11 protein-coding genes and 1 pseudogene are annotated in these 9,561 nt (G+C 59.3%); 10 read left to right on the top strand and 2 right to left on the bottom strand.

Translation table 11 applies throughout. The annotated features are described in order from the left end of the window. Nucleotides 1-50: 50 nt before the first annotated feature. Nucleotides 51-947 (bottom strand): LysR substrate-binding domain-containing protein, encoded by an 897-nt coding sequence (locus ABJP42_RS05735; protein WP_348339184.1) that lies wholly within the window; start codon nucleotides 945-947, stop codon nucleotides 51-53. 147 nt (nucleotides 948-1,094) lie between these two features. On the opposite strand from ABJP42_RS05735, the gene ABJP42_RS05740 reads away from it, so the two are divergent. From ABJP42_RS05740 to ABJP42_RS05760, 5 genes are all read left to right on the top strand, one after another. After that, nucleotides 1,095-2,336: an NAD(P)/FAD-dependent oxidoreductase gene (locus tag ABJP42_RS05740; protein ID WP_348339186.1), complete on the top strand. Its 1,242-nt coding sequence runs from the start codon at nucleotides 1,095-1,097 to the stop codon at nucleotides 2,334-2,336. An 81-nt stretch (nucleotides 2,337-2,417) separates the two neighbouring features. Then, nucleotides 2,418-3,398, top strand: a complete 981-nt coding sequence (locus ABJP42_RS05745; protein ID WP_490363191.1) for a TRAP transporter substrate-binding protein — start codon at nucleotides 2,418-2,420, stop codon at nucleotides 3,396-3,398. 75 nt (nucleotides 3,399-3,473) lie between these two features. Continuing rightward, on the top strand, nucleotides 3,474-4,187 hold the full coding sequence (locus ABJP42_RS05750) for a TRAP transporter small permease (RefSeq protein WP_348339188.1): 714 nt from the start codon (nucleotides 3,474-3,476) through the stop codon (nucleotides 4,185-4,187). Next, entirely contained in the window at nucleotides 4,187-5,503 is a 1,317-nt protein-coding gene (locus tag ABJP42_RS05755) for a TRAP transporter large permease (protein ID WP_348339190.1), read from the top strand. Before ABJP42_RS05750 ends, ABJP42_RS05755 begins: the two co-directional genes overlap by 1 nt. A 4-nt stretch (nucleotides 5,504-5,507) precedes the next feature. Continuing rightward, nucleotides 5,508-6,461, top strand: coding sequence for a hypothetical protein (locus tag ABJP42_RS05760; protein ID WP_348339192.1), 954 nt, complete (start codon nucleotides 5,508-5,510; stop codon nucleotides 6,459-6,461). Here the strand turns inward: ABJP42_RS05760 and ABJP42_RS05765 are convergent, their stop codons facing one another. Further along, complete coding sequence (locus tag ABJP42_RS05765; RefSeq protein ID WP_348339193.1) at nucleotides 6,462-7,232, bottom strand: lysozyme family protein; 771 nt, start codon at nucleotides 7,230-7,232, stop codon at nucleotides 6,462-6,464. It lies immediately after the preceding gene. Between the two features lie 382 nt (nucleotides 7,233-7,614). Here ABJP42_RS05765 and ABJP42_RS05770 point away from each other — a divergent pair, with 382 nt between their 5' ends. The 5 genes and pseudogenes from ABJP42_RS05770 to ABJP42_RS05790 all read left to right on the top strand — a co-directional run. Continuing rightward, nucleotides 7,615-7,950: a hypothetical protein gene (locus ABJP42_RS05770; RefSeq protein WP_348339195.1), complete on the top strand. Its 336-nt coding sequence runs from the start codon at nucleotides 7,615-7,617 to the stop codon at nucleotides 7,948-7,950. Beyond that, nucleotides 7,947-8,588 carry a MotA/TolQ/ExbB proton channel family protein gene (locus tag ABJP42_RS05775; protein WP_348339197.1) on the top strand — a complete coding sequence of 214 codons (642 nt, stop codon included), beginning with the start codon at nucleotides 7,947-7,949 and terminating at the stop codon, nucleotides 8,586-8,588. Before ABJP42_RS05770 ends, ABJP42_RS05775 begins: the two co-directional genes overlap by 4 nt. Beyond that, nucleotides 8,581-8,949 (top strand): ExbD/TolR family protein, encoded by a 369-nt coding sequence (locus ABJP42_RS05780; protein ID WP_348339199.1) that lies wholly within the window; start codon nucleotides 8,581-8,583, stop codon nucleotides 8,947-8,949. The genes ABJP42_RS05775 and ABJP42_RS05780 overlap by 8 nt, the downstream gene beginning before the upstream one ends. A gap of 4 nt (nucleotides 8,950-8,953) precedes the next feature. Continuing rightward, nucleotides 8,954-9,331: an ExbD/TolR family protein gene (locus tag ABJP42_RS05785; protein WP_348339201.1), complete on the top strand. Its 378-nt coding sequence runs from the start codon at nucleotides 8,954-8,956 to the stop codon at nucleotides 9,329-9,331. Further along, a pseudogene (locus tag ABJP42_RS05790) lies at nucleotides 9,328-9,561 on the top strand (energy transducer TonB family protein); the annotation flags it as partial. The gene ABJP42_RS05785 and the pseudogene ABJP42_RS05790, both read left to right, overlap by 4 nt.

Here is a 9,561-nt window from a genome sequence, read left to right on the forward strand (position 1 = left end):
CGCAATCTATGATTGCCCTGATCCACGCGGGAGCCCCCCTCTCTTTTGCGTCATTCGGTGCAATAGGGCTGCAACTCCTGCTTCAACAGCGCCAGAAACTCCTGACCTATCGAAGACAGCGGCCGCGTGGCCGAGGTGATCACGGCCATTTCCATCAGGATCTGCGGGCGAAACACCCGGGTGACAAATCCCCCTTCGCGGTCAAAATCCAGCACAAAGGGATCGAGCAGCGCCACGCCCATCCCCTCTTTGACAAAGCTCAGAAGATTTTTGAACAGCTGCGCATGCACCCGCGTCTTCAGTACCACTCCAGCCTGCAAGAACGCCTCTCTCGTGCGCCGGTGGGTCATATGATCCGGCCCCATCACCAAAAACGGTGCGCCCTCCAACAGTTCTGGCGTCAATACATCATGGCGCACCAGCGGATCACCCTCGGGCAGGGCCAAAAGGGTCTCCACCTTGATCGGATGCGCCACCAGACCATCGTGCAACAGGGGCGTTTCACAGATGCCAATCTCAAACAGTCCCGACATTACCCACTCCTGGATCTTTGACGAATACTGCGACTGAAAGGAAATCGACATATCGGGCCGATCCTTGGCAAACTCCGCAATCAGTCGCGGCATGAACCCAAAGGACATCGAATGCTGCGAGGCCACCTGCAGCTGTCCGGCCTGTTTGTTCTGCAGATCAATCACCGCCTGGGTCACATGGTCAAAGCCGCGCACTACGGTATCAATTTCGCGAAACAACAGATTGGCTTCGGGGGTGGCCCGCAAGCGCCCGCGATCGCGTTCGAATAGTTTGAAACGCGTCTGCCGCTCCAGCTGGTACAACAGGTTCGAGACCGCAGGCTGCGAAACCCCCAAAAGGGTCGCAGCACCGGTGACGGTTCCGGTCTCGATCACCGCGTGAAAGGCCTGCATCTGTCTAAATCTGAGATTCATGCCCCTATGTATCATTTTTCCTTATGGTCGACATCCATTTTTATATTTGAACTGATGCCGTCAACGGGGCATGGTTTGGCCAACCACCGGGACTCCCGCGCAAAACTTAGCGCAGAGGCCATTTTGAAAATTCGGGAACTTGGCCAGATGAGCACAGAGCATACGATTGTTGTCGGCGCAGGGATCGTTGGCGCAGCCACGGCGCTTTGGCTGCGGCGGGCGGGCCATGATGTGACCCTGATCGACAAGGGGGAACCCGGCATGGGCGCCTCCTATGGCAATGGCTGCCTGCTGGCCAGTTGCGCCATGGTGCCGGTGACCACGCCGGGACTCATTCCCAAGGGGCCAAAATACCTGTTGGATCCAAAATTTCCGCTATTCTTGCGCTGGGGCTATACGCCCAAGCTGTTGCCCTGGCTGATGAAATACCTCTCGCACGCCAATGATGGCGACACCCGGCGCATTGCCAAATCGCTCACTCATATTGTCGGCGACAGTGTCCAACAACATCAGGCGCTCACTGCAGGCACCCCGGCCGCCAAATGGATCAAAGAAACCGATTACAACTTTGCCTATACAGATCGCGCCGCCTTTGAAGCCGATGCCTATGTCTGGGAACTGCGTCGCGAAGCAGGTTTCGTCCCGGAGATCATCGAAGGGCCAGCGGTACAGGAACACGAGCCGATCCTTGGAGAAAACACCTCGCTTCTGGCAGTGAACAAGAACCACGGCTTCATCCTGAACCCGGCCAATTACGTCAAGGATCTGGTCCAGCTGCTGGTCGAAATGGGCGGCACATTTATCCAGGCAGAGGTCAAGGATTTTGACCTCAGCGGCGGCAAAATCTCAGCGGTGGAAACCGATCAGGGGCGCTTTGACTGTGACAAGGCAGTGATCTCAGCCGGGATCTGGTCCAAGCCCCTGATGCAAAAACTGCGCCTCAACGTGCCGATGGAGGCCGAACGCGGCTACCATATCCTGTTCAAATCCCCCAGCATCACCCCACGCTATCCGATGATGGTCGCAGCCGGGAAATTTGTCGCCACCCCGATGGACCAGGGGCTGCGCTGCGCCGGTGTGGTGGAATTTGGCGGCCTGGATGAAACCCCCTCCAAGGCACCACTTGCCCTCTTGCGCCGTACCGTAGCCGAGACCTTCCCGCAGATGCGGGCCACAGAAGAGGAGGAATGGCTCGGCTTTCGCCCCGCCCCCTCCGACAGCCTGCCTTTGATTGGCGAAGTTGGAAGCTCTGGCGTCTTTACCGCCTTTGGCCACCATCACATCGGCCTCACCGGGGGCGCAAAAACCGGGCGCATGGTGGCCAGTCTGATCACTGGCCAGCCCATGAACCTTGACATGCGGCCCTTTGAACCGGATCGTTTCGGATGAGGTCCCTTGCAGGGCCGAAGGCATAACCCAATGAATAACAAGCTGGAAAACAGCAAAAAACCAACCACTAGGGAGACTACAATGACTGTTAAAACCTCTATTAAGATGGCCTTTTCCGCCTCTGCCCTGGCCTTTGCAGCCACTGGCGCCACAGCCGAGAGCTGGGATATGCCCATGGCCTATGCCGCAACCAACTTCCATTCCGAAATGGGCGTGGTCTTTGCCGACAAGGTGCGCGACTACACCGGCGGCGACATCGACATCACCGTGCATCCCGGCGGCTCGCTGTTCAAAGGCGGCGAAATCAAACGCGCCGTTCAGACCGGCCAGGCCCCTATTGGGGAACGCTTCATGTCCGCCCATGCCAATGAGGCACCGCTCTTGGGGTGGGATAACCTGCCCTTCGTGGCCACCACCTATGCCGACAATGAAAAGCTCTGGCATGCCGCCAAAGACCGGGTGAACGGCCAGCTCGCCGACCTCAACCTAGTGGCGCTTTATACCTGCCCATGGCCTGGTCAGGGCTTTTATTTCAACAAGGAAGTGGCCTCCTCGGAAGACACCCAGGGCATCAAGTTCCGCAGCTACAACACCGCCACAGCCACCTTTGCAGAAAAGCTCGGTATGATCCCGGTGCAGGTCGAAGCCGCCGAGCTGAGCCAGGCGCTGGCCACCGGCGTAGCAGAGGCCTTTATCTCCTCGGGCTCCACCGGCTATGATCGCAAGGTCTGGGAACATCTGAGCCACTACTACAAGGTCAATGCCTGGCTGCCGCGCAACTATGTCATGGTCAACAAGCAGGTCTGGGAAGGGCTGAGCGCCGAAACCCAGGGGCAAGTACAGCAAGCCGCTGATGAGACCGGCGCTGCCTGCTCTGCCAAATCCGAAGAGCTGGCCAACTGGTACTTTGAACAGCTGACAGGCAATGGCATGGCAGTGACCGATGCAGGCCCTGAATTCCTGGCAGAGCTGCAGGAAATCGGCGCCAAAATGACCGCTGACTGGCTCGAAGCCGCAGGCGACGACGGCCAGGCCATCCTGGACGCCTATAACGCGCACTAAACCCACCACTCACCTGACGGCTCCTGCTCCCATAGGGTTGGAGCCGTCTTTTTTACACCACTTCGGGGGATGGGCATGCGTGACTGGCAACCGTTTCTGGGCCTGCCGCTTTGGGCTTGGCTTTTTGTTATTCCAACACTTCTGGCCTTGGCCTGCTTGATCGCACCAGATCCTATGGGCCGTGCGCTGCGTCCGTTACAGCGGGCGCTGGACCGGGTCTATCTCGCCTCTGGGGTGCTTGCTGCCGTATTCATGGTCACAATCCTGCTGCTCATCGTCGCCCAGATGGTGGCGCGCTGGAGCAGCCTGACCTTTCCCGGCTCCACCGAATATGCCGGCTATGCCATGGCGGCGACATCCTTCTTTGCCCTGGCCCATGCGCTGACCCGAGGCGCCCATATCCGGGTCTCGATCTTCCTCAATATGGGGCATCACTTTGGCCTTTGGCTGGATGCATTTGCCATGTGGATCGCCGCCATTACCGCCACCTATTTTGCCCGCTACGCCATCAAGACAAACATCATGTCCGAGGTGCTGAACGACCGCACCCAGGGGCAGGACTTTACCCCTGAATGGCTGATTTCTTTCTTCAAGATGTTTGTCACCGCCCCGGGTCAATGGGGCAAGCTCTGGGCTGAGACTGGCTCTGACTGGGTCTATACCCCGGTATGGCTGCCGCAACTGCCCATGTCGATTGGCACCGTGCTGCTGGCACTGGCGCTTTGGGACTATCTTTGCCGTCTGCTGATCACCCGCCGGGCCAGCATCTCATCGGAGGCCGTGGAATAATGGGCGAGATCTACACAACCCTGATTTTTGTTTTTGTGCTCTTTGCCCTTCTGGGCAGTTCGGTCTGGATTGGTCTGGCCCTGATGGGGGTTGCCTGGTTTGGCATGGAGCTCTTTACCACCCGCCCTGCCGGCGATGCGATGATCACCACCATCTGGACCGGGGCCTCAAGCTGGACCCTGACGGCGCTGCCGCTGTTCATCTGGATGGGAGAGATCCTCTATCGTACCCGCCTGTCGCAGGATATGTTCCGTGGCCTGGCACCCTGGATGCGCTGGCTGCCCGGCGGGCTGCTGCATACCAATATTGCCGGCTGCACCATCTTTGCCGCTGTTTCAGGCTCTTCGGCGGCGACACTGACAACTGTGGGCAAGATGTCGATCCCTGAGCTGCGCAAACGTGGCTATCCTGAATACATGATCGTTGGCACCCTGGCCGGTGCCGCCACCCTCGGGTTGATGATCCCCCCCTCGCTGACACTGATCGTCTATGGGGTGTCGATCAATGAATCGATCACCAAGCTTTTTATGGCCGGCATCTTCCCCGGCCTGGTGCTGGCAGGGCTGTTCATGGCCTATATCATGGGCTGGCATTTCTTTGCCAAGGACCAACGCCCCGAGCCGGAACCCTCGATGTCCTTTGGCGAGATGCTGGCCGAAAGCCGATTTCTGATCCCGGTGCTGATGCTGGTCACCGTGGTGATTGGATCGATGTATCTTGGCCTGGCCACAGCCACCGAGGCCGCCGCCGTGGGTGTGCTGGGCGCGTTGACGCTGGCGCTGTTTCAGGGCTCGCTGGGCTGGGGCACTTTCACGGAATCGCTGATGGGGGCCACCCGCACCTCGGCAATGATTGCGCTGATCCTGATGGGGGCGTCCTTCCTGTCCCTGGCCATGGGCTTTACCGGACTGCCCCGCGCGCTGGCGGCCTGGATTGACCAGATGAACCTGTCGCCGCTGGTGCTGATCGTGGCGCTCACCCTGTTTTACGTAGTGCTGGGCATGTTCCTGGATGGGATTTCCTCGGTGGTGCTGACCATGGCCATCGTCGAGCCGATGATCCGCCAGGCTGGCATTGACGTAATCTGGTTCGGCATCTTTATCGTTGTGGTGGTCGAAATGGCCCAGGTGACGCCGCCCATTGGCTTCAACCTCTTTGTGCTGCAAAGCATGACCCGACACGAGATCTCCTATATCGCCAAGACCGCCATCCCCATGGTCGGGTTGATGCTGGTGATGGTGGTGATCCTTGTTGCCTGGCCCGAGCTGGCCACCTGGTTACCCAACAACCTGCGCAGCGGCCCCTCGGGCGGCTAGCGGGATGGTCAATCTACTGGCCACCATTGCCCACCATGGGCAGGTGGCAATGATCCTGGGGTTACTGGCCGGGTTCCTGCTCAAGGACCTGGCCAGCGCGCTGAAACCCTGGCTGCCGGAAATGGTGGCCGGGTTGTTGTTTCTCACTGCCTTTCGCATCGGAGCCCCGCGCGCATTTGGCGGGTTGAAAGACGGTATTGCCAGTCTGAAATCCGTGCTGATCCTGCAAATGCTGCTGCCGCTTGCTGCAGTGGCGCTGTTCTGGGCGCTTGGAATTGCCGCCACACCTCTGGCCGTTGCGCTGGTGCTGATGCTGTCGGCCCCTTCGGTCACCGGCAGCCCCAATATCACACTGCTGTTGGGACATGCGCCGGAACCGGCCTTTCGCCTGCTCATTCTGGGCACCGCGCTGATGCCACTGACAGTGATTCCGGTCTTCCTGCTGTCACCAGAGCTTGGCGATCTGTGGAATGTCCTGCACACCTCATTGCGGCTCACCATGACAATTGCGGTGACCGTGGGGGTGGCCTTTCTGTGTCGTCAGCTGTTTGCCCCTAACCTGCAAGACCACCACGCACGGGCTATAGATGGCCTTACCATCATTGCTCTCTCGGTGATTGTGATCGGTTTGATGGCCGCTTTGGGACCAGCGCTGTACCGCGCGCCATATGAGGTCGCCAAATGGCTCGCCATCGTCTGTATCGCCAACTTTGGTCTGCAGTATCTGTGTTTCCGCTGGCTGATCTGGCGTGGTGCCCGCAAGATTGCGGTGCCCACCGGAGTGGTCGCTGGCAACCGCAATTTTGCGCTGTTTCTCATTGCCCTGCCCGCCAGCACCACGGACCCACTGCTGATCTTTTTGGGCTGCTATCAAGTGCCGATGTATTTGACAGCTGTGGTGATGCGGCGGGTCTATGCCCGCGCCCTACCTGCCGAGGCTTTGCTTAAAGACCAGTGATCAGCTTGGGAAGATGCGTGCCATCTCCGCCTCGAACCGTGCCCAACTGAGCACCGCCCGGTTGCCTGCCAACCCGTGGTAATAGGACTTGCCACTGGCAACAGGCAGCCCGGCCCAGATCTTGGCCAGATTATGCATAAAGTCCCGGCGCTCCATCTTGCGGGCCAGTACAGCCCCCAGACCGGCCTCATCCAACAGCTGCCGCGCCAGACGATCCTGCAATCCCGGAGAAAACACATCGCCCCGATCCGCCCCCACATGACGGGCCAGTCGTTTGAGGGTGGCGGGGATGAACTGATAACGTCCGATGGCATGCTGCTGCCCCGGCGTGCGGGCGATCCAATCGTAGATCTCACCCAGGGTCATATCGGTTGGTTTTTTCCGTGGTTTCACCGTGGCGGCATATTGCACCGCATCATACTGTGCGCTTCCGGCCTCGGCACTGGCAATCAGCTGCAGCAGCTTTGCCACCGCCCCCTTGGCAACCCCGCGCGGCAAGACCCGAAACAGGCTGGTGCCGCGTCGGTCCGCAAACAGGCTGGCCAGATTTGATTGCACCGCTTCCATCTCAGCCTCCAGCCCCTTGGGCTCGGCTTCGGCCTCAACAGCAGTGGCAGGAGAATGGCGTGCCAAAACCGGCTGCGCCGTGCCAGCCCCTTGGGTAAAGAAACCTTCATTGACGATAGAGAACTGCTCCGAAGCACTTGCAGGTGACGTGATCAGAGCCAAGCTCAAAAAAGAAAGGGGCAGCGTAAACTTGGAGTTGCTCATATTCAGCCTTCTGTCTGAAACCGCAGGTCTGGCCCAGAGTATCGAGACAGAATTGAGATTTCCTTTACCACAGCTGCAGTCTGACACAGAGAAAGCCGCTCCCTGCCGGGAACCTCGCGCAGCACACTGCCAACCGACACTCGTGCTCACCTGTTCACAATGAGGTGGGACACCCTTCCGCTTGACCACGAGCTTTAATAAAGGGAAGTGTGTGCAGAGTTTTGGAGCCAACCTGGCAGCCTTTGCAATCCGGACCAGCGTTGCGCAATCTAGGAGCGATCTTATGTTACTTCGGCAAATCGCATGTGTCTTCTTATTGTCCTGCGCCCTACCAAGTATCGGACTGGCGCAATCTGCCGCAGGCGACCCTGCACGTCTGTCTATGGAGCTCAACGAGGCTCAGGACGTTGGTGGAGCCTGTCGTCTGACCTTTCTGGTGCGCAATGGCACCGGTCAGTCGATTGACAAAGGCGTTTTTGAGACCGTCATTTTTGACAAATCCGGCGGCGTGGTGAGCCTTTCGCTCTTTGATTTTCGCGCGCTACCTGCAGATCGCCCGCGAGTACGCCAGTTTGAACTGCCGAATAGGACCTGCGACAGTGTTGGCCAGGTGCTGATCAACGGCGCGAACTCCTGTCTCGTGAATGGCACCGAAAGTGATATCTGCGACGGGGCCCTGTCGCTTGGCAGCCGATTGTCGGTGGAGTTGCTCGGATGAAGTCGCTTGACGTAATGCGCGAGATCCTTGCCCTTGGTGGGCCCGTGGTCGCAATCCTGATCGCCGTATCCGTGCTCACCCTCGGGGTTACGCTTTACAAACTCTGGCAATTTGCCGCCTCTGGCGTGGGCCGCCACCGGGTTCTCTCCGAAGCGCTATCCTATTGGGACGCCGGACAACGCCAGGAAGCCCTGGCGCGAATTGCACAAAGCCGCAGCTACCTTGCGCCGCTGTTGAGCGACGCCATGAAAGCCCAGGGCCAGCCCGATCTGGATGGGCGGCTTGATGCCGAAGCAGGCCTGGCGCTTGCCGGGCTTGAGCGCGGGTTTCGCTTCCTTGATACGGTGGCACAGCTAGCGCCTTTGCTCGGCCTGTTTGGCACAGTTTTAGGTATGATCGAGGCCTTCCAGAGCCTGCAAGACGCCGGATCTTCGGTTGATCCTTCGCTGCTGGCGGGCGGCATCTGGGTGGCCCTGTTGACCACAGCCGTCGGGCTGGCGGTGGCGATGCCAACCTCCATGGTGCTAGCCTGGTTTGAAAGCCGCACAGCGCGCGAACGGGTGTTTGCCGACAAAGCTCTGCAAACTGTTCTGGTGCCGGGGCACGCTTTGGCTCCGACCCTGCCGTCAGATGCGTAACCGCGCGAATTTTGTTCGGCGTGCTGTCTCGATGACACCGCTGATCGATGTGATCTTTTTGCTGTTGCTGTTCTTTATGCTGACCTCGACCTTTTCGACCTTTGGGGAAATCGAACTGAGCCAGGCCACAGCTGGGAAGGCCACCGCAGCACCGCAGCCAAGCGAACGCCTGTTTGTGCAACTGGGCGCTGAGCGCATTGTCTTGAACGGCACCCAGATGACCCTGGAACAGCTGGCCACCGAGGTTGAGAGCGGACAATTGCTGGTCAGCCTTGATGGTGATGCTTCGGCCCAGCGGGTGGTCGATCTCTTGGTCAAGCTGCGCGGGCGGGACGGGCTCTCTGTCATGGTGCTGGAGTAGACCCATGATCCGACACCCCACTCCGCGCAGAAAACGCGACTCGACGATCACACTGATCAATGTGGTCTTCCTGATGCTCATCTTCTTCCTCATCACCGGAACCATAGCGCCGCCGCTCGACAGCAGTCTTGAGCTGGTGGAAACCTCGGAGTTGAGTGGGCGTGAGCCACCGGACGCGCTGGTGTTGCACCAAGATGGCTCCCTGAGCTTTCGCGGCGCGCCAACCACACCTGAAGTCTATATGGCCTCACACGCTGCAGAGCCGGTCAGGATCGTCCCCGATCGCGCCGTCGCCGGATCGCGGCTCATCGAAGTCACCGGCGCGCTCCGCCGTCTCGGCGCGCCTTCTGTTTTCCTCGTCACCCTTCGGTCTCTCGAATGATCCGAAGATCCGCCGCCATTGGAACTCTGGCCTTTCTGCTGTCGCTATTGCTACACTTTTTGGGTCTCAACTTTACCTTTGAGGTGAAGCCGGAGCCCACTGGGGGTGGAGTTCCGGAGGAGGTGATCGCAGTCGGCAATGCCTTCGAGGACATTGCCGAGGATCAGTCCGAGCCGGTTCCGCCGGAGCCGGCTCCAGCGCCGGAACCAGAAACCCAACCCACCCCAGAG

This window comes from Pseudophaeobacter sp., from assembly GCF_039971195.1.
GTDB lineage: Bacteria > Pseudomonadota > Alphaproteobacteria > Rhodobacterales > Rhodobacteraceae > Pseudophaeobacter.

What these genes read in the sequence shown, in the direction of transcription:
- ABJP42_RS05770 (WP_348339195.1), top strand. Translation starts at nt 7,615, where the DNA reads ATGGAGCTCAACGAGGCTCAGGACGTTGGTGGAGCCTGTCGTCTGACC.
- ABJP42_RS05785 (WP_348339201.1), top strand. Translation starts at nt 8,954, where the DNA reads ATGATCCGACACCCCACTCCGCGCAGAAAACGCGACTCGACGATCACA.
- ABJP42_RS05760 (WP_348339192.1), top strand. Translation starts at nt 5,508, where the DNA reads ATGGTCAATCTACTGGCCACCATTGCCCACCATGGGCAGGTGGCAATG.
- ABJP42_RS05780 (WP_348339199.1), top strand. Translation starts at nt 8,581, where the DNA reads ATGCGTAACCGCGCGAATTTTGTTCGGCGTGCTGTCTCGATGACACCG.
- ABJP42_RS05740 (WP_348339186.1), top strand. Translation starts at nt 1,095, where the DNA reads ATGAGCACAGAGCATACGATTGTTGTCGGCGCAGGGATCGTTGGCGCA.
- ABJP42_RS05735 (WP_348339184.1), bottom strand. Translation starts at nt 947, where the DNA reads ATGAATCTCAGATTTAGACAGATGCAGGCCTTTCACGCGGTGATCGAG.
- ABJP42_RS05755 (WP_348339190.1), top strand. Translation starts at nt 4,187, where the DNA reads ATGGGCGAGATCTACACAACCCTGATTTTTGTTTTTGTGCTCTTTGCC.
- ABJP42_RS05745 (WP_490363191.1), top strand. Translation starts at nt 2,418, where the DNA reads ATGACTGTTAAAACCTCTATTAAGATGGCCTTTTCCGCCTCTGCCCTG.
- ABJP42_RS05750 (WP_348339188.1), top strand. Translation starts at nt 3,474, where the DNA reads ATGCGTGACTGGCAACCGTTTCTGGGCCTGCCGCTTTGGGCTTGGCTT.
- ABJP42_RS05765 (WP_348339193.1), bottom strand. Translation starts at nt 7,232, where the DNA reads ATGAGCAACTCCAAGTTTACGCTGCCCCTTTCTTTTTTGAGCTTGGCT.
- ABJP42_RS05775 (WP_348339197.1), top strand. Translation starts at nt 7,947, where the DNA reads ATGAAGTCGCTTGACGTAATGCGCGAGATCCTTGCCCTTGGTGGGCCC.